The following is a 22,721-nucleotide window of genomic DNA, read 5'->3' as shown; positions in this document are numbered from 1 at the left end:
GAGATAAAATGCCTCAGAACGACGAATTTCTGTATAATCTTCGCAATGCCAACCCCATTGAAACAGTCATGGGCGGCTATGTGAACCTCATAAGGCGAGGGCGGAATTACGTCTGCTCCTGTCCTTTCCATTCGGAAAAGACCCCCTCGTGTACGATCTTCACCGATACTCAGAGCTTTTACTGCTTTGGCTGCGGCGCAGGCGGAGATGTGATTACCTTCGTCATGAAAGCGGAAAATCTTGATTTTTCGGAAGCTGTCAAGCTTCTCGCCCAGCGCTCGGGCATGGAAGTCCCCGAGTACGGAAACAAGGACAGCGGCTACGCAAAGCGAAAGACGCGTATTTACGAAATGAACCGCATCGCCGCGAACCACTTCTACACGAACCTTTTCAAGGGAGCCGACAAAACAGGGCTCCAGTATCTTGTAAACCGTAAACTCACACCGCAGACCATAAAAAAGTACGGGCTCGGGTATGCTCCCGACTCCTGGAATGACCTCACTGACCTCCTGCGGTCAAAGGGCTATACCGATGACGAGATAGCCGACGCCTGGCTTGGCGGTCAGAAAAACGGACGCACCTTCGATATGTTCCGAAAGAGAGTGATGTTCCCTATCATTGATCTGCGCGGCAATATAATCGGCTTCGGCGGAAGAGTCCTTGACGATTCCCAGCCGAAATACCTGAATACGGGAAAAACTCCCGTATTTGACAAGGGTTCAAACCTTTTCTCCATGAACTTCGCAAAGAACTCAAACGCCAAAAGGCTGATACTCTGCGAGGGATATATGGACGTTATCGCCGTAAATCAGGCAGGCTTCGAAAACGTGGTCGCCACGCTCGGAACCGCTATAACTCCCGATCAGGCGCGGCTCATAAGCCATTACGCCGAGGAAGTCGTAGTAGCCTACGACAGCGACGGCGCAGGACAGAAAGCTACACAGAAAGCTATAAACCACTTTGCAGACGTGGGGCTCCGCACGAAGATACTCCATATGGAGGGCGCCAAAGACCCCGACGAGTTCATCAAAAAGTTCGGGCGTGACCGCTTCCGTATGCTGATCGACGACTCAAACGACGCAAACGACTTCATGCTGGACAAATGCGAGGAGGGACTTGATCTTTCCACAGAAATAGGACGTGTTGAGCTGCTGAAGCGCACCTCAAAGATACTTGCAGGCATAGAATCGCCGCTGGAGAGAGAGGTCTACATCTCCCGAACCTCCAAGAAGTGCGATATCCCCGTGCAGGTGCTGAAAACGCATATCGACAGTATGCTCGAAAAGAACAGCCGCAGCGCCAAAAAGAACGAATGGCGCACAATAAAGGCTAAAACCTCATACATACGCGATGATATCAATCCCGACGCAGTTTCAAACAAAAAGGAAGCCCGCGCCGAGGAGACCATAATAAGCTATCTGCTGAAACGTCCTCAGGAATGCGAGGATATAGCCAAGATAGCTCCCCCGGAGTGCTTTGTTACCGCTTTCAATAAAAAAGTCTACAAAGCGCTGCTGGACAGAATGAAAAATTCAGAAAAATTTTCGATATCCCTGCTCTCCGATGAATTTTCCACGGAAGAAACGGGAAGAATAAGCGGAATAGCCGCAAAAAAACGCGAAGTCGCCGTTACTCTCGACGTAGTGGCAGACTGTGCGGAGGTACTGAAAAAAAGTACGCCAAGATCGGACGGGGAACTCAGCAATGACGAGCTGCTGGAGCTCTTCCGCTCCAAAAACAAATAGGAGGATAAATAAAATGGAAAAGAAAAATACCATCGAAGCCCTTATGGAACAGGGCAAGGCTAACGGCAGGCTCACCACAAAGGAGATCACCGACGCTCTGGAGGAGCTTGATTTCAACGTCGATCAGATCGACTCCTTCTATGAAAACTGCGAGAACCTCAATATCGAGATCGTTGAGGACATGAACCTCGACGCAGACCTGAAAATAGGTCTCGATTCAAACCTCACAGACGACCTCGAAATGGCTCTTTCCACTGAGGGTATCGCTATCGACGACCCTGTAAAGATCTACCTCAAGGAGATCGGACGTGTTCCGCTCCTTACGACCGAGGAGGAGATCGAGCTCGCACAGAGAATGGCAAAGGGCGATCCCTACGCTAAAAAGAGACTTTCAGAAGCCAATCTCCGTCTTGTCGTTTCCATAGCCAAGAAATACGTGGGCAGAGGTATGCAGTTCCTCGACCTTATCCAGGAGGGCAACCTCGGTCTTATAAAGGCTGTTGAAAAGTTCGATTACACCAAGGGCTTCAAATTCTCCACATACGCAACATGGTGGATAAGACAGGCTATAACCCGTGCTATCGCAGACCAAGCAAGAACTATCCGTATACCTGTTCATATGGTGGAGACTATCACAAAGGTCAAGAAGGTATCAAGCCAGCTTCTCCACGAGAATGGTCATGACCCGAGCCCAGAGGAGATCGCTGAAAAGCTCAATATGCCCGTTGACAAGGTACGTGAGATCATGCGTGTGGCTCAGGACCCTGTTTCCCTTGAAACTCCTATCGGCGAGGAGGAGGACAGCCACCTCGGCGACTTTATCCCTGATGACGATGCTCCCGCACCTGCCGAGGCAGCTTCACATACTCTCCTCAAGGAGCAGCTAAACGAAGTACTTGCAACTCTCACAGACCGTGAAGCAAAGGTGTTGAAGCTCCGTTTCGGCCTTGAGGACGGCAAATCCCGTACTCTTGAGGAAGTCGGTCAGCGCTTTGACGTTACCCGTGAGCGTATCCGTCAGATAGAGGCAAAAGCCCTCAGAAAGCTCCGTCACCCGAGCAGAAGCAAAAAGGTCAAGGACTTCCTTGACTAATACCTACATAAGTATTTCCGAAGCCGCCATTTCTGGCGGCTTTTTTACTGTCCGTTCCGGCATCGCCCCCCACAGGCTGAAAACTAAGGCCGCGGGCGGATAATATCCGCCCATACAGGCTATTTTTTATTGACATTTATGCCCTCATGTAGTATAATTAAATTGTATAAATGCACGTTATTACGGTCTCCTGCTGACCGTTAAACGCAGGTACGAAACGGAACTGCTTTTTCTCTGTTCACGGCAGTTTCCTCGGTATAAGGAGAATTATGAGTATATTCGATTTCAGCACAACTCCTCCCGCGCTAAGTCACGACTGGCAGGTATTTCAGCAGTTTGTCGGAAATATAGGTGCTTTTACCTATATCGCAAAGGAAAAGTCCGCTTACCTTGACACGGTCGCCTGTCACATTCTTGGCTGCCCGAGCGAAAAGATCAACGAATTTGAGTTTTTCGATCTCCTTGAAAAGATATCGAAAAACCCTGTAGAGGGACAGAAGCATATTTACAAGTTCACGGACGGCAATACATCGCGCTTCGTGAAAATGAACGTTTATGAGAGCAGCGACGTATGGCTTGGATTTATCCAGGACTTTACACGTCAGATCTCGGATATCAGCGACCGTCAGGCATTCGTGGAGTACGACCCTATCACACGCCTGCCCTCGTTTCCTTCATTCTCGCAGAAGATAAAAAAGATACTCCCCGACGTTCAGCAGGCTTGCCTTGCAACTATATTCATCAACGGCATAGACAAGCTCGGCTCGTATCTTACAGTTGACAATACAAACAGCTGTATCACATCTGTTGCGGAAGCTCTGAAAAGCTTCGGCAGCGATACTATCATAATCGGCTCAAAGTCCAATTATGAGATATGCGTTTTCTTCTGCGACTGCGACAAGATGAGCATATACAATATCCTCAACAGTATGGGCGAGGCTGTTCAGAACTGCACTCTCACCGATGACTTCGGCGAGATAATAGACATTTCCGACAAGAGCCGCATAAGCCTTTCCATAGGCTGTGCCTCCTATCCCGAGGAAGCCTCGGACTTCAATATGCTGGTGAACTATTCCGAGTTCGCCCTCTTTGAAGCAAGAACGGACAAGCGCTCGGTAATAAACTGGTACTCCGAGGAGAACTATATCCGCGAAAAGGATTCATACCGCAATGCCCAGACTTTCTCGCGCATAGTCCAGGAAAACCTCCTCACCTATCATCTCCAGCCTATAGTTGAGACACAGACAGGTGAGATAGTCGGTTATGAAGCTCTTATGCGTACTGTGGGCGACATAAAAATGGCTCCTACGCAGATACTGAAGATTGCTGCCGCTCAGAACGACCTGTACTCTGTGGAGAAGCTCACGTTCTTCAATACCATGAAGCTTCTCAGCGACAATCAGCAGATTTTTGACAAACGCAAGCTCTTCATAAACTGCCTGCCCAGCGATCTCCTCACCGACGAGGACTTCAACGAGCTCTACCTCACATACGGTGAGCTCCTTGAAAAGACGGTCATTGAGATAGTAGAGCAGTCTGCGGCTTCGGACGAGAATATCGAGACACTGAAAAAGCGCTGCGGCTTTGCACATTGTACGCTGGCTATCGACGATTACGGCGCAGGCTATTCAAATACGTCAAATCTGCTCCACTATTCACCTGATTTCATCAAGATAGACCGCTCGCTCATAAGCGATATACACAACGACCTCAAAAAACAGCAGCTCGTTACTTCCATAATCGATTTCTGCCACGAAAATCAGCTGCAATCCCTTGCAGAGGGTGTTGAGACAGTTCAGGAGCTGAAAACGGTGATACGCCTCGGCGTTGATCTGGTACAGGGCTATTATACTTCAAAGCCCAAGCCCCTCTTCCTCAACAGCATTTCCGCTGATATCAAGGACGAGATCATCAAGACCAATCTCGAGACCCGTCCCGACGGCGTAAAGAAGATATATGCGGCTCAGAACGATACAGAGCTGGATCTTCTCAAGCTCGCACTTGAAAAGTATACCGATATCCACGTTTACCAGAGCAAGCTCACTATCGTGGGCGATCCCGATAAACAGGTAAAAATGAATATTTCCATTATGGATAACCACAGCTGTGAGCTGACGCTGAAAAATGTCAACATGATAAGCGGCAACAGCAAACCTACTATCACAGTTGGCGAATATGCAAGACTTGTCCTCAACGTTGTCAAGAACAACAAGCTCAGCTACTCGGGTATCTATGTGCCTATGGGCTCACAGTTCGAGCTTGGCGGCAAGGGCAACCTGACTATCGACTGCTACGCCTCCGAAGGAATCGGTATCGGAAACGACTACGACCACGGCTACGGCGATATCACTATCGACTTCGGCGGTACTCTCGAAATAATCTCAAACAGCGTTGAAGCCCTGTGTATCGGCGGCGGTCAGAACGACGACGATTCGGATATCATACTCCGCTCGGGCAAGATAAAGATATATATGTACTCGCATAACGGTCTTGCTATCGGAAGCTTCAACGGCGACGCAAATATCGACATCGGCGAAAACTGCTCTCTTGATATCACCATATCGGGTATCAAGGTAACAGGTATCGGAAGCTGCAGAGGTATTTCAACTATCAGCTCTGACGCTGATATCACCATGTCCTGTACGGGTGCTCAAGCTGTCGGAATCGGCGTTCTCGAAGACGGCGAAGGCAGCATCTACATAAAGCAGGGTAGGATAAGCATGAAAATGCGCTGCGCTAAGCACTCCTGCATAGGCGCCATAAAGGGAAATATCAATACCAAGATCAAGAACGCAAATATCAATATAGACTCCGAGGGCGACGAGGTAACAGGTATCGGCGATACCCTCGGCACAGGAAACGTTACTATCATCGATTCTGAGGTCTCACTGACCCTGAATGCAGGCAATCCAAAGGATATCGGCACTGCTACAGGGGACGTGCAGATACAGAACTCCAACGTTACTTCACTTGTCAACAATAAGCGTACAACCTACGCTAATAATTAAGTAAATCATCCCCGCCCTGTATTGTTCCTGCATGGGTAAATATGCGTATTTATCGGGGAAACCCTTTTTCAAAAGGTTTCCCCTCAATAACACGTATATCCCCTGTACAGAACAATGCAAAGGTGGGGAAACATATGAGAAAGGTAAGAAATAAATATGAAGCTTGGCATGGTTGGTCTGCCCAATGTGGGCAAAAGCACTCTTTTCAACGCACTTACGAACGCAGGTGCCGAATCCGCGAACTACCCCTTCTGCACTATCGAGAAGAACGTAGGTATCGTTTCTGTTCCCGATGAAAGGCTGGATAAGCTTGCAGAAATGTATGAACCCGATAAGTTCACTCCAGCAACTCTCGAATTTGTGGACATTGCAGGTCTCGTAAAGGGAGCTTCAAAGGGCGAGGGTCTCGGAAACAAGTTCCTTGCGGATATCCGCGAGGTGGACGCTATCGTTCACGTTGTAAGATGCTTTGAGGACCCCAATATCATACACGTTGACGGAAGCATAAATCCGCTCCGCGATATCGAAACTATCAATCTTGAACTCATCTTCTCCGATATAGAAATGGTGGAAAGACGTATCGACCGCGCTAAAAAGGCTGCAAAGGGCGATAAGAAGTACCTTGCGGAGGCTGAGTTCCTCGAGAGATTAAAGGCTCACCTCGAAAACGGAAAGTCTGCAAGAGCCTTCGATTTCACTGACGAGGAGAGAGAGCTTATAAAGTCTACTCCCCTGCTTTCTGCTAAGCCCGTTATCTATGCAGCTAACCTCAGCGAGGAGGACTTCACCAACAATATCGAAACAAACGAGAACTACAAGGCTGTATGCAAGCTTGCAGAGGAGGAGCACTCCGCTGTACTGCCTATATGCGCTCAGATAGAAGCTGAGATATCGGACATGGGCGAGGAGGACAAGGCTATGTTCCTCAGCGAGCTGGGTCTGGAGGTTTCGGGTCTCAACCGTATCATCAAGGAGGGCTATTCTCTCCTGGGACTTATCTCCTACCTCACCGCAGGCAAGCAGGAGGTCCGCGCATGGACTATCACAAAGGGCACTAAGGCTCCTCAGGCGGCAGGTAAGATACACACCGACTTCGAGAAGGGCTTTATCCGTGCAGAGGTAATCTCCTACGACGACCTTATGGCTTGCGGAAGTATGGCTGCCGCCAAGGAAAAGGGGCTTGTACGCCTTGAGGGCAAGGAGTACGTTATGCAGGACGGAGATATAGTTCTGTTCCGCTTTAATGTGTGATATGGAAGAACGTATTGAACACATAAAAGCTATACAAGACGACTGGATGCAGTCCGAATTTGCTTCTCCGGCAACTGTGTCTCAGATAGAAACTTTTGAGAAAACTGCCAATGTAATTATCCCCGAGTCTTATAAAGATTTTCTGAGATTATCAAATGGTGCTGAGTTATTCGGCGGAGACTGCCATTTGTACAGCGTTAATGTAGATGACGAGTTCAGGATAAACTATGACTATTCAGACGGGAATGTTCCTGAGGAATTGCTTATCCTCGGCTTCTATAATTCACAACATATATGCTTTGATGCAAGATTTGAGTCCTTTATCTTCTATGAGTATGAAGATTATAATAATATAAGCGAAGAATGTCTTATGTTTTCAGACTTCTACGAAGTATTAGATTATATTATTGATATTGCTGAAAACTGAATAATAATTATTCAACGGGCGGATAATATCCGTCCCTGATATGGATTATCGTTACGTTTAATAAGAGGTGATTATCATGTTCAGCTCCGACAATATTGAGGGAATTGAAATACTCAGGGAAAGAATACCCGAAGAATTACAATATTGGTACCAATTCGGGCGTATCGAGGAGCTGCATTACACGCACTCCTTAAACGACGAATGCAGCGATTTCATCTGCTGTGTCGAAATGATACTTACCGATATACATTACCGGCATTCTATAAAGCTTTTCATGTATAACGTTATCGGAGAATTAAGCTTTGATATGCTCAATGGATTCTGGGGCGGTTTAGACATAGAGGACTTATCCGGCACAGGCGTTGAAAAGCACTGCAGATTTCGTATGTACTCATTTGAACAGGATATTGATTTCTCGGTATACTGCGAAAAGATAAAGGTCGAACTGTTAAACTGAGAATTGCAGACGCCGTCCCATACAAATTATTGAAAGGTTTCAATTATGATATTATCCGATAAAACTATCTCCCGAATGCTCAGGGAAAAGTCCCTCGTTATCGAGCCGATAACCGACGATCAGATACAGCCTGCAAGCGTTGACGTAAGACTCGGCAATACTTTCAGCGTTGTGGAGGATACTCCCACAGGCATTATAACGCTTAACAGCGAAATAAAGTACAAGACCATTACCGCGGACAAGTATCTCATACTCCCGGGGCAGTTCGTTCTTGCCACTACTATGGAATATTTTGAGCTTCCCGATGACCTTACAGCTTTCGTTGAGGGCAGAAGCTCCCTCGGTCGGCTGGGCTTGTTTATTCAGAACGCAGGCTGGGTAGATCCCGGCTTCAGAGGCGAGATCACTCTGGAGCTGTTCAATGCCAACCGCTGCGCTATAGAGCTTCAGTGCGGACGCAGAGTCGGACAGCTGGTGTTCGCTCAGATGGACGACTGTGCGCTCAATCCCTACCGCGGAAAGTATCAGGGACAGAAGGGCGCTACGGGTTCGAGAGTATTTATGGATAAGGATAGTAAATAATACACGGACGCCGTACCAAACAATTTATCATTTTTGTTTTCATCGTAAATCCGGGCGGCTGAATACCGCCCCTGCATAGTTTTTAGCTCTTAGTCCTGACAACTGACGGCTAAGGGCAATGACTGGCGGAACGCCGAATACGGCGCTCCCTACAAATTTTAATTGGAGGTCTTTCAATGAGCTTTTCTCCTAAAGAGATACTGAAATTCGTTGAAGAGAACGACGTAAAATTTATAAGACTTACTTTCTGCGATATGTTCGGCAATCTAAAAAATGTGGCTATAATGCCTAACGAGCTGCCGAGAGCATTTGAATTCGGCATACCTTTCGACGCTTCATGTATCGCCGAGGGCTGCTCCGATCTTCTTCTCGTACCCGATATCTCTACCCTGTCCGTTCTCCCCTGGAGACCTAAGTCGGGAAGAGTTGTCCGCTTCTTCTGCTCGCTGAAAAACACGGACGGAAGTGACTACATAGGCGATATGCGTTCAGAGCTGACAAATTACATAAATCAGCTCCGACTTGACGGGTATTCCTGCGAAATGGGCACGAAATGCGAGTTCTATCTCTTTGAGCTCGACGAGCGCGGCGAGCCTACAAAAATCCCCCACGACCACGGCGGATACCTCGATGTTGCTCCTCTTGACAAATGCGAGAACGCAAGACGTGAGATATGCCTCTCTCTTGAGGAAATGGGCATGAGTCCCAAAAGCTCATGTCATAAGCACGGACCTGCACAGAACGAGATAGAGTTCCGCGAAAGTGAACCCATTACAGCTGCCGACAATATGGTACACTATAAAACTGTCGTTAAGTCTATCGCCGCTCAGAACGGTCTTTTCGCATCTTTTATGCCGAAGCCCCTCCCCAATGAACACGGAAGCGCTCTGAGTATATCCATAAGTCTCAAAAAGGGTGGCGAGAACATCTTCGGCACAGATATCAACGCCATGCCTCATGAGGGGAAATGCTTCATATCCGGCGTTCTCAGCAAGATACGCGAGATTACAGCTTTTCTCAACTGCACCACAAACTCATATAAGCGCTTCGGTATCGGTTATGCGCCGAAATATGTTAATTGGTCAGCCGAGAACTGCGCTCAGCTTATCAGAGTTCCCAAGCCTGTGGGTATCACTCCGCGAATGGAGATACGCTCCGCAGACGCCTGCTGTAACCCATATATCACCTTCAAGCTCATTCTCGCGGCAGGTATCGGAGGCATACAGCGGAATGATTCTTCCCTCTTCGAGAGCGCTATGCACAGCGCTACGGCTGATTCGGTCTTTCAGCCGCTTCCGTCTACTCTCGAGGAAGCTGCAGCTGCCGCAAAGACAAGCGATTTCGTAAAACAGACCCTTTCTCCCGAAATTCTCAGCAATATATTCGCTCAGCTCGACAAACAGATACACGACTATGAACTCGCAGACGACAAGGATAAATTCGAGGAAGCGTCTTATTTCAAGTTCGTATGAGGTCGTAAATGGAAAGAGCGCTTATTGTTTCATCAAATAATGAAGTTGCAGAGCTCGCTGAGCTTCTGCTGCGTATAGAGAGCTGCGGCAGGATAGCTTCTGCGGCAAGCGGAAGCGAGGCCCGTCGGCTTGTGAAAAACGAGACCGAGCCCGAGCTGGTCATAATAAATACGCCCTTGCCCGATGAATTCGGTCAGGAGCTTGCGGAAATGATTGCGGAGTCTACCTCCGCCGGTATCATTCTCATTTGCGGGAGCGATGTGGCAGACGATATCGCGGACAGGGTCTCGGACAGCGGCGTCAATGTCATCACAAAGCCTGTCACAAGAGAACTTCTGCAGCGTACTATCCGACTTATCCTCGCTGCACGAGTGCGTATGTCGGGAGTAAAGAAGGAGAGCTCCGATATTCTCGGTCGTATCGAGGAAATGAGAACTATCAACCGCGCAAAGACCACTCTCATGAAGTACCTGAAGTTCACAGAGCCTCAGGCTCATAAATATATTGAAAAACAGGCAATGAACAACCGTCAGACCCGTCTCGAAACGGCTCTGAAAATTCTTGCTCAGTATGAATAGAAAAGCGCGGGAGATTTGAACTCCCGCGCTGTTTTTATTCTATTCTGCCGAATATCAGCTGCATTAACCAGTAACTGTTATAGCTGCCCTTTGTGCCTGTGTATATCATAAATGCAATAAGTGCACCTGCGACCGCAATAGTAACGATACAGACAGCTATTGGTATTTTTATAAGATACTTTTTACGCAGTTTCACCGATATAATTATTGTTATAAGCGCGAGTACCATTCCTTCAACAGGTAATCCGAAAAAGACTATTGCAAATGAAGCTGCCGCAAGCAGTATCAGCGGTATATTGAACTTTCTCTCAGTCATTTTTATCACGCTCCCATAAGATATATTCTTTATCATTTACATCATCGTAGTAGAAGAATTTGTCCATTTTTGCACTCTTTTCGATATCAAACAGCATTATCTCACAGCCCGTTTTCTGATTGCTCATTCTTGTAATGGAAAAGCTGTCTATTTTTCGCTGTTTGAGTGTTATCCCGTAACCGTTCTTCTTTTCACTGTCAAAGCCCGTTCCGTATCCCATATGATCGCCGTCCGTGTCACTTATAGTGGGAAATACGTACCAAAAGCCTGCTGCTTCGCCGTTGACAACAAGATAAAGCTCAGTGCCGTGCATTGTTACATGAAGATTATCAGGTATATTATACTTTTCCACGTCCATAGACTTATCCGTATTAATAAGAAAGAATAGCGTTCCCAACAGTAAGAACACAAACACTACAGCACTGATACCACCTACTACAAGCTTTTCTATTCGCAGGCGTCTCTTTATACGTTTGAGTACCTCTCCGTCCTTTTGCGGACTCACAGGGACGTTTTTTCGGAGCTTTTCAAGCTCGGCTTTACAGTCGGAGCAGCCGCTTATATGCTCCTCCACTGCCTTTCTGCTCTCCTCGCTGCACACGTCGTCGGCATACAGGGGCAGCAAGTCCTTTACTATATCGCAGTTTTTCATTTCTGTACCTCCAGTTCTTCTATTATCTTCAGCTTTGCACGGTGGAAGGACACTCGCGCCCAGCTTTCTGTCTTACCGAATATCTCACCTATCTGCCGGAAGCTCAGCTCCCCGAAAATACGCAGGGTGAATACCTCCTTGTATGGCTCACTGAGGGTGTGGAGCACGCGGTGTATCGCCATGCTCTGCTCTCCGTCGGCTACAATATCCTCAATTATCGGCTGTGAGTCGGGAACGGTCTCCGGAACTTCCTCCCCCGTGAACCGACTGCTTTTTTTGTTGTGTGTGAACAGCAGATTCTTCGCTATCTGACACAGCCATACCCTTATATCACAGTCTCCGCGGAAACTGTTTACGGACTTCAGCGCCCTGAAAAAGGTCTCCTGGGTTATATCCTCGGCGAGATGTTCGTCCGCGGACAGTGATTTGATATAGAGGTATACATCATGGAAATAATCTTTGTAGAGCTCTTCGACTTTATCCAAACTTCTCACCGCCTTCAACTATAAGACTATGATATATCACTTTCGTTACAGAAAAAATAAAAAACTGCGGAATTTTTACGTTCCGCAGTATATTGGCTTTATTGTGACAATTACTTCTTCTCGGGAGCCTCGTCCTTGTCCTCGAAGTCCTCGATCGTAAGATCGTCATAATCAAATTCAAGGAGCTCATTGCAGTTAGGACAGTTCATTGAGCCCTCTTCGATCATACCCTCGTCAAGGAGAATAGTGTCTCCGCAGGTGGGACATGTGATCTCGTAAAGCTCATCGTCGTCCTCATCGAAATCAAAATCGTCGTCGTCCCAGTCGTCATCATCGCACTCATCACAGTCTCCGTCGCACTCGTCGCAGTCGTAGAAGTCGTCCTCTACCTGTCCGAGATCCTCGTCAAGGATATCGCAGAGTTCTGTGAGCTCATCGACCTGTGACTGAAGATCGTCTACGTAAAGTACAAGCTCGGACATTACTTCCGACATCTGTACAAGAACCTTTCCTTCCTTTGTGGAAGTGTCGATCTCAAGACCGTCGATAAGTCCCTTTAAATATGACATTTTCTCGGTAAGCTTCATAACAAGCTCCTCCTCTCAGATTATAGTAAAGGCGTGAGCTTATGCTCTTGACATATACTCGCCTGTTCTTGTGTCTACCTGAATGATCTCGCCTTCGTCGATGAAGAGCGGAACCTTGATCTCAGCACCTGTCTCAAGTGTTGCAGGCTTTGTAGCATTTGTAGCTGTATCGCCCTTGAAGCCGGGATCTGTCTGTGTGACCTTGAGCTCTACAAAGTTAGGCGGCTCAACGCCGAATACGTTGCCCTTGTATGAAAGGATCTTACAGATCATCTCTTCCTTGACGAACTTGAAGCTGTCGCCGAGGATAGAAGCGCTGATCGGAACCTGCTCATAAGTCTCGAGATCCATGAAGTAGTAAAGATCTCCGTCGTTGTAGCTGTACTGCATATCCTTTCTCTCAACGAAAGCTGTAGGGAACTTAGCTGTAGGGTTGAAAGAAGTTTCAACAACTGAACCTGTGATAACGTTCTTGTATTTAGTTCTTACAAAAGCGGCTCCCTTACCGGGCTTAACGTGCTGGAACTCGATAACCTGAACTACCTGTCCGTCAAGCTCAAAGGTAACGCCGTTTCTGAAATCTCCTGCTGAAATCATTATAAATACCTCCGTATTTTTTCAAATTAATATGATACTAAATTATACCATATTTCAGACTTTTTTGCAATACCTAAAATGAATTATTATAATGTAATTAGACTTTTCGCGCTTTTTGTCAAGTTTTTGCAGCCGTTTTCAGTCAAAATGACAAAATCCTCTATTCTCACGCCGAACCTGCCTGCGATATAGATTCCCGGCTCAACTGTCACAACAGCTCCCTCATTCAGCGGCAGCTTATAATTCGGCGAAGCGTTCGGCTTTTCATGTATCTCAAGTCCGACGCCGTGACCGAGTGAATGTCCGAAACAGTTTCCGTAGCCTGCACGGTCGATTATATCACGGGCAGTCCTGTCGAGTTCGCTGCCGATAATGCCTGCCTTTGCGGCTTCGATAGCGGCTTTCTGGGCGCTCAGTACGATTTCGTATACCTTACGCATCTCCTCGTCTGGCTCGCCGACGCAGACTGTACGTGTCATGTCGCTGTGATAGCCGTTATATACCGCGCCGTAGTCCATAAGTACGAACTCGCCACTCTGCACCTTCTTTTCCGACGGCACGCCGTGAGGCATGGATGTATTAGCTCCCGAAAGGACTATGGTATCGAAGGAAAGGTCCTCCGCGCCGTATTCAAACATGAGGCGGTTGAGCTCAAGAGCTATCTCCCGCTCGGTAACTCCCACTTTTATGAATTTAAGTATCTCGTCAAAGGCAGCTTCCGCAATGGACTGAGCCTTCTTTATGCATTCGAGTTCCTCGTCGTCCTTTACAGACCTGAGTGCAGAAATGGCTGTACTCAGGGAATCGTCGTGTATGAAGTGTATCTCGCTGAAAAAATGCTCATAGGCATTAAGTTCCTTTACGGTCATGGTCTCGGATTCTATGGCTATGGAATGTGCTCCGTGCTTTTTGAGCAGCTCCATGAGCTGCGGATAGAGCTTCTTCGCCTCGATGACCTCTGCGTCGGTAACTGTGGCTCTCGCCTTTTCGATGTAACGGAAGTCTATGAGCAGATATGCCTTGTCACGAAACGCGGCGACTACTCCTGCCGAGGACTTCATGCCCGTGAAGTACCTGCGGTTTATGTCAGAGGTGATGAGTACGCAGTCCGCGCAGTCATATGTATCAAACAGCCTTTCAAGTCTTGTCATTCCGCACCTCTCAGAGTTCCGCAAGAGCCTGGACTGCAAGATAATAGCTTCCGAAGCCGAAGCCGCTTATGCTGCCCTTGCAGACAGGTGCTATAACTGACTTTGAGCGGAATTCATCACGTGCGAAAACGTTGCTGATATGTACTTCTATGACAGGTATCTTTATAGCTGCTATTGCGTCGCGTATTGCATAGCTGTAATGTGTGTACGCTCCTGCGTTGATTATTACGCCGTCGAACGTTGTCCTTGCGGCGTGGAGCTTGTCAATGATAGCTCCTTCATGGTTGGATTGAAATATCTCGCACTCCAGTCCCTGTTCCTTTGCGCGGTCGATAATATTGCTGTTGAGGGCGTCAATGCCTGTATTTCCGTAGATACCCGGCTCGCGCTCGCCAAGCAGATTAAGGTTGGGACCATGTATAACAAGTATCTTCTTTATCATATTTACTCCTTTTCATCGTCGACAAATTTTTCGGGCAGAAACGGCTTCTCAAGCACTCTTTTGAAGCGTATAAAGCGCTTGCTCTTCGGCTCGGGAGCCATAGGCTGCACAAATATCATTCTGATACGTGAATGATTTGCTCCCCATACATCGGTAAAAAGCTGGTCTCCGACTGCTGCGGTCTCGGCAGCGGTAAGACCCATTTTCTTCATTGCTGCCGTATATCCCCTTTTCAGCGGTTTTCCGCTGTCACAGACATAATCCAGCCCGAGTGGTGCTGCAAAGCGCTTTACGCGCTCATCGTGGTTGTTTGAGACTATTATCAGCTTTATCCCACTTTCTTTCATGCTTTCCAGCCATTCGGGTATACCCTCGGCAGGAACCGGAGCGTCATGGGTAGTGAGCGTGTTGTCCACATCGAGGATAAGCCCTTTTATCCCATGCTTTTTCAGGAATCCAGGACTTATACTGACTGTCCTCCTGAATGCGAAATCCACGTCGGTCCTTGTAATTTTATGCTTTAATCCCAATCTGTTTGTCAACTCCGTTCAATAAATGAAAAAGCGAGCCGCAGCCCGCTTTTATCAACATTAATCATTTTCGCAAGATCAATACTTACGCTTACGAGCTGCCTCAGACTTCTTCTTACGCTTTACCGAAGGCTTTTCGTAGTGCTCTCTCTTACGAACCTCAGCAATTACGCCATCCTTTGCACATGATCTCTTAAATCTCTTAAGAGCTGTGTCTAAAGACTCGTTTTTGCCAACACGAACTTCTGCCACTAAATTTCCCTCCCTTGTTCAGAGGTTGCACAGAGCTAAGCTCTATGGCATCTATACTAATCACCCTTGCGGGCGTCAGTCAGCGCATACCCCAATACATAGCAGATACACATATAGTCATATATAATATACTATAAGTTTACCACATTTTGCGGTTGTTGTCAAGCATTTTTTTGTTAATTAAAATTTTCGTTACTTTGCAACAATATTAACAAGCTTATTTGGTACATATATCTGCTTGACTATGGTCTTGCCGTCAATAGTCTCCTTGACCTTTTCGTCATTCATAGCCATTTCCATAACGGTATCCTTGTCTGTATCGGCTGCGATATTCAGCTTTGTCTTGACCTTGCCGTTTATCTGTACCACTATCTCGATGGTGTCTTCCTTGCAGAGCTCTTCATCGTAAACAGGCCAGCTCTCATATGCGATAGTGTCGCTGTGTCCCATTATGCTCCATATTTCCTCGCCCATGTGGGGAGTGATACACGAAAGCATCTTGATAAGTCCCTCGGCATATTCCTTCGGGCATGAATCGTTCTTGTATACTGCATTGACAAATATCATCATCTGGCTGATAGCTGTATTGAAAGCAAGCTTCTCAAAGTCGTCCGTGACCTTCTTTACTGTCTGATGATATACCTTTGTGAGCGCACCGTCATTGCTGTCTGTGAGCTTATCGGACTCTGTGAAGAAGCTCCATACTCTCTGGATAAATCTCTTTGCGCCCTCAACTCCGTTCTTGCTCCAGGGCTTGCTTACCTCGAGAGGTCCCATGAACATCTCATAGAGACGAAGAGTGTCTGCGCCGTAGTCTCTTACGATATCGGACGGATTTACAACGAACTCAGGGAAACGCTTACCCATTTTGATACCGTTCTCGCCGAGTATCATGCCCTGATGTATGAGCTTCTTAAACGGCTCCTTTGTAGGCGCAAGGCCCTTGTCATAGAGGTATCTGTTCCAGATACGCGAGTAGATAAGATGTCCTACTGCGTGCTCTGGACCGCCGATGTAGAGGTCTACAGGCATCCAGTGCTTCAGGAGCTCCTGGTTTGCGAACTCCTTGTCGTTGTGCGGATCGATATATCTGAAGTAGTACCAGCTTGAGCCTGCGCTTCCGGGCATGGTAGATGTTTCACGTGTGCCCTTTACGCCGTTGCGGTCGTACTTTTTCCATTCTGTTGCATTTTCAAGGGGAGCCTTGCCGTTCTTGCCCTTGTAGTCGTCAAGCTCGGGAAGAATGAGCGGGAGCTCTTCATCGTCAAGTGCATGGATAGTTCCGTCCTCGCAGTGTACTACGGGAACAGGTTCGCCCCAGTAGCGCTGACGGGCGAATATCCACTCGCGGAAGTGGTAGTTCACTGTCCGCTTTGCTCTGCCCATTTTTTCAAGCTTCTGTGTGATCGCTTCCTTGGCTTCTTCAACGGTGAGACCTGTGAACTCCTCGGAATTAATGAGCTTGTAGCCCTTGCCGAGGTACTCCGTCTTTTCCATTGCGGCTTCGGAAACGTCGATGTGTCCGTCCTTGCCGTCGATTACCTGTATCATGTCGATGTTATGAGCTATGGCATACTCAAAGTCACGCTGGTCGTGGCTCGGAACTGCCATAACTGCACCTGTACCGTAGCTTGCAAGTACGAAGTCGCCGATGAACATACGGACTTCCTTGCCGTTTACGGGGTTGATACAGGTAACGCCCTTGAGCTCGCAGCCCGACTTGGTCTTGTTGAGCTCTGTACGGTCCATGTCGTTCTTTTTCTTGGTCTCATCAATATAAGCCTGTACCTCTTCCCTGTTCTGTACGCGGTCTAGGAGGCTCTCGGTAACTGCTCCGTCGGGAGCGAGTACCATGAATGTGATACCGTATATAGTTTCGATACAGGTGGTGAAGATAGAGAACTTGCCGCCGCCGACAATGTCAAACTCTACCTCAACGCCTGTGGATTTTCCTATCCAGTTGCGCTGTATAGCCTTTGTGGACTCCGGCCAGTCTATCTCGTCAAGTCCCTCCAGGAGCTTCTCGGCGAATGCAGGCTGGTCTATTACCCACTGCTTCATGTTCTTTCTTACTACAGGGAAGCCGCCGCGCTCTGATTTGCCGTCGATGACCTCGTCGTTGGAAAGAACTGTTCCCAGCTCTTCGCACCAGTTTACGGGCATATCTATGTACTTGGCGTAGCCGTCCTTGTAGAGCTGCTTGAATATCCACTGAGTCCACTTGTAGAACTCGGGGTCTGATGTTGCAACCATTTTTGACCAGTCGTAGTCAAAGCCAAGCTCCTTGAGCTGCTTTGAAAAGGTCTTGATATTTTCCTGAGTAAAGCCGTTGGGGTGATTTCCCGTATTTACGGCATACTGCTCGGCAGGAAGTCCGAATGAGTCATATCCCATCGGGTGAAGTACGTTATAGCCCTGCATACGCTTCATACGTGAAACGATGTCTGTAGCGGTATAGCCCTCAGGGTGTCCTGCATGAAGACCTACTCCCGACGGATAGGGGAACATATCAAGCGCATAGAACTTAGGCTTGCTGAAATCCCATACATCAGTCTTGAAGGTCTCATGTTCTTCCCAGTATTTCTGCCATTTGGCTTCAACAGATGTGAAATCATATCTGCTCATTTAATATCATTCCTTTATTTAATTATTGATGGTTATTGTTTTCGTAAAATGCTGTCTGATATTCTTCTGTACGCACAGAAGCACCGCACAGCCGATATCGAGTACGCCCTCTATGAGGTACAGCCAGTTTGAACCTATATTTGATATATTCTGCGGCAGATATATCAAAGCTGTCACCGCAAGCACTGCTGCGGCAAGGTAATTGAAGTACTTCAGACCTGTGAATATCATTACCGCGAGCCCCGCTGCTATGAACATTTCACTAAAGCTGAAACCGCCGCCGATGACCATATTCAGCACAGCCTTTGCTATGAGATACACGCCGATAACGACACACAGAGCGCGTCCCTTCGGATCATTCGTCTGCATTCCTTACTCCTTGGTTATAAGGCTGCTGATGTCTATCTGCTCGCCGTCTGCCCACAAGCCCTCCAGCTTGTAGAAGTTTCTTGTGTCCTTGTAGAAAACATGGACGATTATATCCGCGTAATCCAGGATTATCCATGTGTTTCCCGTATCAGCCTCACGGCGCTGGGGCTCTATGCCCTTCTGTGACAGCACGAACTCAACCTCGTCTGCAAGTGTTCTTGCGTGGGTGTTGCTTGTACCGTTTACTATAACGAAGTAATCAGCAAGTATTGTAAGGTCGGATATCTTTATCGCCTGGATATCCTCTCCTCTTTTACTGTCAAGTGTTTTTATTATTAGCTCGAGTTTTTCCTGCTCGGTCATCTGTTAATCTTCCTTCCACCATGGTTTCATATCCGGGTTTCTGAGTGGCTCGGTAGCGTGTTCGAGTTCCTCAAAGTTTGTTTCCATATCGTCATAAAGATCATAGCTGTAGTTTGCTTCGTCAACAAACTCGACTATGTTGCTGTCCGAGAGAAGCATCGGGTACTGATATGGTCTGAAATTCTCGTTGAGCTTGTCAATTGTAGCTCTCTTGTGGATAGAGTAAATGCTGTAGGTCACTCCGTCGGCTGCGATGTACTCCGCGTCCTCACCCGGTACCATGTCCACGCTTACATTATCCATTTCCAGTGTTGAGCCGAAATCCGCAAGCTTGCTGAGATCGTCAACGCTCATATTTGTAGCTATCCACTTATTCTTGTAGATAGTGTTGAGGTAGCTGTAAAGCTTCAGTCTTCCCTCGTCCTTTACTATAGCAAGGAGCTTCTTCATAGCTGCCTGCATGAAGCGGCGCTGGTTCTGTACACGTCCGATATCGCCCTGTAGCCACTCGTGACGGAAACGGACGAACCACTCAGCCTCTTCGCCTTTAAGCGTAACATCGCCTGCGGGGATTATCTTGTCTGCCTCATAGATGATCTCGTTGTCGAGGTGCATGGGTATTCCGCCGATAAGGTCAACGATGTTCCTGATATCAAAGCAGGCTGTGGTGATGTATGCGTCTATCGGTATGCCGAAGCACTCCTGAACGCAGTTTACCACGCGCTGTATATTGCTTACCTCAGGATCGCCCCATGCGTAAACGCTGTTCATCTTTGTGGTAGGATTGCTTGTGTAGTACAGCATAGAGCTGTCACGTGGGATCTGCAGGATATGGAGCTTTGCAGCTGCGATATCGAACTGGCATATCCATATAACGTCGGTATTCTCAACGTCCTCGTCAAATCCGAGGAAGAGCACTGTGTACTGTCCCTCAACAAGCTGCGGAAGGTCAAGACCGTCGGTAAATTCCTCATTTACTATCTCTGTATCAACATTGAGCTCCATTGTGGGGACTTCAAGCTCGCCCTCGATCTCAACTGTAGGCTGCCAGCGCTTGAAATACGTGAGTATGGATACTCTCTCGTCGGGCTGTCCGCTCTTTTTATACCAAAGTATGGGCATATTCAGGCAAAGCGTGATTATTGCGGCTATACTCAGAACTACGGAGGTTATCTTTACAAGAATGTCCTTCCTGCTCTTTTTTCTCTTTGAGCCGCTCTTATTCTCACCTGCAGGACGCTTGGCACCGCTCTTTTCGTGGAGTCCGTGGTAGGTCTGCTGCTCGGGAGCACGTTTAGGACGTTCGTCCTCGTCGCCTATGCTGATATCTATGGAAGGAGACTCGTGAAGTCCGCGGTATTCGTTCAGTACCACTGTGGTCCTTGGTCTCTCGTCTACTCTTTTAAGCCTGCGAAGCGGCTTTGGCTGCCTCGGGGCATTGGTTTTGTTTGTATTTAACTCCTTGTTAAGTTCTTCTCGGTTCATTTGACTCCTCTTTTCAAATTCACATTATTTTTTCTCTTCTTTAAGAAGCCTTGTGTAAAAATTGTAGCCCTCAACGGTACATATCGGGATAACTCCGCCCTTTTTTATCACTGACTTCATCGAAAACGCAAATGCCTCCAGCATTGCGGCGTTAAGGTCGGTATATGCGAGCTTACGCATTTTTTCAACGTCCTTGTAGTCCCTTTCGGCGGAAACAAGGTCGCCAATATAAACAATTTCCTCAAGGCGGGACATACCTGCCCTGCCAACTGTATGAAATCTTATGGAATTGAGGATATCTATATCCTCCACTCCGAACTCTTTCTTAACATAATAAGCGCCTGCGATACCGTGAAGGAGCGAACGTGTCTCCATTTCCTCCCTGCATACGGTATATCCGCTTGCAAGTACGAGAGCTTTCTGCTCTTCTTCGGGAAGCTCCTTGCAAATATCATGGAGAAGTCCGGCAAAATATGCCTTGTCGGGGTCTTCACCGTACTTTTCCGCAAGCTTTCTGCACTCCTCCGCAACATTCAGCGAATGGGTATAGCGCTTTGCGGTAAGCCGCGCTTTAAGTATCTTCTTTTTATCCTCCGGGTTATACTGCAAAACATCTTCACCTCTGACTGAATATAATCCTAAAGACCTTATATATTGTACTACATTTTTGTCAAGATAGCAAGTGAAATCCTCATTTTTTGCAATTTTTTTTCTGACTTCAGTGCTGGAGACCTCTGTGGGAGGGGCTTCGGAAACTATGATTTTCCCGTATTTTCCGAGCTCCTGAGCCTTTTTTCTGAGTTCAGGCAGGTCGCCGCTCTCACGGGAGACAACACAGAGAGTAACATTGCCGAGAATTTCTTCAAAACGATGCCATGTGTCAAAGCTGAGCAGCATATCGCTGCCTACCAGCAGAAACAGCTCGTCCTCAGGAAATTCCCTGCGGAAATGCTCGACTGTGTATATAGTATAACTCACTCTGTCGCTTTTAATCTCGTAATCGCTGACGAAAAGCCTGTCGTCCGCCTTTGCGGCCAGCCGCAGCATTTCGAGCCTGTCTCCGTCGGGGGCATACTCGGCTGTGGAACGGTGTGGAGACTTCTTTGACGGCACGAAATAGAGCCTGTCAAGACCGAACTCCTTTACAGCAGTCACCGCAAGATGTATATGACCGTTGTGTACGGGGTTGAAGCTGCCGCCGTATATTCCTATCCGCATAGTCTCACTCCATTCATTTCCACGGGCGTTTGCTGCCTGTCCAGCCCTTTTCCTTCCAGTAATCCACGTCCGTCTTGTTCCAGCCGTTGCGCTGCAAAAGGCTCATTATCTTGAAAAATGCCTTCGTTCTTATGCCAACGGGAACTTTTCCCTGTCTTTTCATTATCTTTCTGGCGATACTGTCGGCTTTTTTATTGATACCGTCCTTTATCTTGGGCTTTACGCTCTGCCAGTCGGTGGCTGCAACGGCTCTGCCCAGCCTGTAGGTCTGAGGTATGCCCCAGAAGAAGCAGCTGTCCGCCATATCCTTCATGGTGGACTTCACTCCTGCTCCCGCAGCTGTTGCAACGACTACCGCCTGTTTGCGGAACATTCTCTCGTCGGGACGGTGCGCCATCCAGCGCCAGCCGTAATGGTCGAGCAAGGCTTTCATCTGTCCGGTACAATGGTAAACATACACGGGAGATGTCAGGATAAGTACATCTGCCGCGTCAATAAGCTCCGTAATGGGCTTCAGCTTCGCAGCATGAGGACAGTTCCCGGCTCCCTTGACGAAACAGTTTGTGCAGCCGCAGCAGAACTCGTCAAAGTCGCGGGGCAGGAACACCTCGCCGATATTCTCCGCACCTGTGAGCTTTTCTGCCATGATACGCCCGATACTGTAGGTCGAGCCCTTATGGTTCGTACCACTGATTATAAGGACTTTCATACTGTACCTCCTGCAGGATATTTTTACTTAGCCTTTGGAATATTCTCTATTACAGGTTCCTTCTCGTTACGCTTGAAAAGCACGAATTTGTTGCCTATGACCTGCACTACTTCGGACTCTGTCTGCTCAGCTACAGCCTCTGCGGCCTCCCTTGCCGTCCAGCCCGAATTGTCAAGGACTTTCAGCTTTATGAGCTCTCTCTTACGGAGAGCTTCGGCGATATCCTTGCACATAGCCTCGGTAACGCCGCCCTTGCCCACCTGATATATGGTCTCGTATGTTGAAGCTATACCGCGCAGGTACGCTCTCTGCTTGCTTGTAAGCATA

At 47.8% G+C, this 22,721-nt stretch carries 25 protein-coding genes; 9 read left to right on the top strand and 16 right to left on the bottom strand.

The features are described from left to right. The first annotated feature begins 8 nt into the window (after positions 1-8). From dnaG to IKW96_RS09705, 9 genes are all read left to right on the top strand, one after another. Positions 9-1,745, top strand: a complete 1,737-nt coding sequence (dnaG, locus tag IKW96_RS09745) for a DNA primase (RefSeq protein ID WP_296573843.1) — start codon at positions 9-11, stop codon at positions 1,743-1,745. Continuing rightward, on the top strand, positions 1,705-2,838 hold the full coding sequence (gene rpoD, locus IKW96_RS09740; protein ID WP_296573838.1) for an RNA polymerase sigma factor RpoD: 1,134 nt from the start codon (positions 1,705-1,707) through the stop codon (positions 2,836-2,838). The genes dnaG and rpoD overlap by 41 nt, the downstream gene beginning before the upstream one ends. 269 nt (positions 2,839-3,107) lie before the next feature. Further along, positions 3,108-5,846 carry a GGDEF domain-containing protein gene (locus tag IKW96_RS09735; protein ID WP_296573835.1) on the top strand — a complete coding sequence of 913 codons (2,739 nt, stop codon included), beginning with the start codon at positions 3,108-3,110 and terminating at the stop codon, positions 5,844-5,846. Positions 5,847-6,002: 156 nt separating this feature from the next. Continuing rightward, positions 6,003-7,097 carry a redox-regulated ATPase YchF gene (ychF, locus tag IKW96_RS09730; protein ID WP_296573832.1) on the top strand — a complete coding sequence of 365 codons (1,095 nt, stop codon included), beginning with the start codon at positions 6,003-6,005 and terminating at the stop codon, positions 7,095-7,097. A gap of 1 nt (position 7,098) precedes the next feature. Beyond that, on the top strand, positions 7,099-7,524 hold the full coding sequence (locus tag IKW96_RS09725; RefSeq protein ID WP_296573829.1) for an SMI1/KNR4 family protein: 426 nt from the start codon (positions 7,099-7,101) through the stop codon (positions 7,522-7,524). A 76-nt stretch (positions 7,525-7,600) separates the two neighbouring features. Next, a complete protein-coding gene (locus IKW96_RS09720) occupies positions 7,601-7,981 on the top strand; it encodes a hypothetical protein (RefSeq protein ID WP_296573826.1) in 381 nt (126 codons plus the stop codon). Between the two features lie 45 nt (positions 7,982-8,026). Continuing rightward, the gene (gene dcd, locus IKW96_RS09715; RefSeq protein WP_296573823.1) at positions 8,027-8,563 is read left to right on the top strand and encodes a dCTP deaminase; all 537 of its coding nucleotides are present in this window, start codon (positions 8,027-8,029) and stop codon (positions 8,561-8,563) included. Positions 8,564-8,739: 176 nt separating this feature from the next. Further along, positions 8,740-10,035 carry a glutamine synthetase family protein gene (locus IKW96_RS09710; RefSeq protein WP_296573820.1) on the top strand — a complete coding sequence of 432 codons (1,296 nt, stop codon included), beginning with the start codon at positions 8,740-8,742 and terminating at the stop codon, positions 10,033-10,035. An 8-nt stretch (positions 10,036-10,043) separates the two neighbouring features. Continuing rightward, entirely contained in the window at positions 10,044-10,613 is a 570-nt protein-coding gene (locus IKW96_RS09705; RefSeq protein ID WP_296573817.1) for an ANTAR domain-containing response regulator, read from the top strand. Between the two features lie 34 nt (positions 10,614-10,647). Here IKW96_RS09705 and IKW96_RS09700 read toward each other — a convergent pair whose 3' ends face one another. From IKW96_RS09700 to yhbY, 16 genes are all read right to left on the bottom strand, one after another. After that, positions 10,648-10,929 (bottom strand): hypothetical protein, encoded by a 282-nt coding sequence (locus IKW96_RS09700; protein ID WP_296573815.1) that lies wholly within the window; start codon positions 10,927-10,929, stop codon positions 10,648-10,650. Further along, a complete protein-coding gene (locus IKW96_RS09695) occupies positions 10,922-11,581 on the bottom strand; it encodes a zf-HC2 domain-containing protein (protein ID WP_296573812.1) in 660 nt (219 codons plus the stop codon). The genes IKW96_RS09700 and IKW96_RS09695 overlap by 8 nt, the downstream gene beginning before the upstream one ends. Then, entirely contained in the window at positions 11,578-12,066 is a 489-nt protein-coding gene (locus IKW96_RS09690) for a sigma-70 family RNA polymerase sigma factor (protein WP_296573809.1), read from the bottom strand. The genes IKW96_RS09695 and IKW96_RS09690 overlap by 4 nt, the downstream gene beginning before the upstream one ends. A 110-nt stretch (positions 12,067-12,176) precedes the next feature. Then, positions 12,177-12,653, bottom strand: a complete 477-nt coding sequence (locus IKW96_RS09685) for a CD1247 N-terminal domain-containing protein (protein WP_296573807.1) — start codon at positions 12,651-12,653, stop codon at positions 12,177-12,179. A gap of 39 nt (positions 12,654-12,692) precedes the next feature. Then, positions 12,693-13,250, bottom strand: coding sequence for an elongation factor P (efp, locus tag IKW96_RS09680; protein WP_296573804.1), 558 nt, complete (start codon positions 13,248-13,250; stop codon positions 12,693-12,695). A gap of 86 nt (positions 13,251-13,336) precedes the next feature. Beyond that, on the bottom strand, positions 13,337-14,401 hold the full coding sequence (locus IKW96_RS09675) for an aminopeptidase P family protein (RefSeq protein ID WP_296573802.1): 1,065 nt from the start codon (positions 14,399-14,401) through the stop codon (positions 13,337-13,339). 10 nt (positions 14,402-14,411) lie between these two features. Next, positions 14,412-14,843, bottom strand: coding sequence for a type II 3-dehydroquinate dehydratase (aroQ, locus tag IKW96_RS09670; RefSeq protein WP_296573799.1), 432 nt, complete (start codon positions 14,841-14,843; stop codon positions 14,412-14,414). A gap of 2 nt (positions 14,844-14,845) precedes the next feature. Next, positions 14,846-15,373 (bottom strand): YqeG family HAD IIIA-type phosphatase, encoded by a 528-nt coding sequence (locus tag IKW96_RS09665; protein ID WP_296573797.1) that lies wholly within the window; start codon positions 15,371-15,373, stop codon positions 14,846-14,848. Positions 15,374-15,451: 78 nt separating this feature from the next. Further along, positions 15,452-15,625: a 30S ribosomal protein S21 gene (rpsU, locus tag IKW96_RS09660; protein ID WP_009984057.1), complete on the bottom strand. Its 174-nt coding sequence runs from the start codon at positions 15,623-15,625 to the stop codon at positions 15,452-15,454. Between the two features lie 192 nt (positions 15,626-15,817). Beyond that, positions 15,818-18,250, bottom strand: a complete 2,433-nt coding sequence (gene leuS / locus IKW96_RS09655) for a leucine--tRNA ligase (protein ID WP_296573793.1) — start codon at positions 18,248-18,250, stop codon at positions 15,818-15,820. 18 nt (positions 18,251-18,268) lie between these two features. After that, positions 18,269-18,619, bottom strand: a complete 351-nt coding sequence (locus IKW96_RS09650) for a hypothetical protein (protein ID WP_296573790.1) — start codon at positions 18,617-18,619, stop codon at positions 18,269-18,271. Positions 18,620-18,622: 3 nt separating this feature from the next. Next, positions 18,623-18,982 carry a ribosome silencing factor gene (rsfS, locus tag IKW96_RS09645; protein ID WP_072298969.1) on the bottom strand — a complete coding sequence of 120 codons (360 nt, stop codon included), beginning with the start codon at positions 18,980-18,982 and terminating at the stop codon, positions 18,623-18,625. A 3-nt stretch (positions 18,983-18,985) separates the two neighbouring features. After that, positions 18,986-20,467 (bottom strand): LCP family protein, encoded by a 1,482-nt coding sequence (locus tag IKW96_RS09640; protein ID WP_296573787.1) that lies wholly within the window; start codon positions 20,465-20,467, stop codon positions 18,986-18,988. Positions 20,468-20,491: 24 nt separating this feature from the next. After that, entirely contained in the window at positions 20,492-21,685 is a 1,194-nt protein-coding gene (locus tag IKW96_RS09635) for a nicotinate-nucleotide adenylyltransferase (RefSeq protein ID WP_296573784.1), read from the bottom strand. A 13-nt stretch (positions 21,686-21,698) separates the two neighbouring features. Then, on the bottom strand, positions 21,699-22,394 hold the full coding sequence (locus IKW96_RS09630; RefSeq protein ID WP_296573782.1) for an NAD(P)H-dependent oxidoreductase: 696 nt from the start codon (positions 22,392-22,394) through the stop codon (positions 21,699-21,701). A gap of 23 nt (positions 22,395-22,417) precedes the next feature. Next, positions 22,418-22,720, bottom strand: coding sequence for a ribosome assembly RNA-binding protein YhbY (yhbY, locus tag IKW96_RS09625; protein ID WP_296573781.1), 303 nt, complete (start codon positions 22,718-22,720; stop codon positions 22,418-22,420). Position 22,721 lies beyond the last annotated feature (1 nt).

Source organism: Ruminococcus sp. (genome assembly GCF_017549005.1).
Lineage (GTDB): Bacteria > Bacillota > Clostridia > Oscillospirales > Ruminococcaceae > Ruminococcus.
The sequence above is the reverse complement of the archived record's forward strand: the minus strand, read 5'-3'. Positions and strand labels throughout refer to the sequence as shown.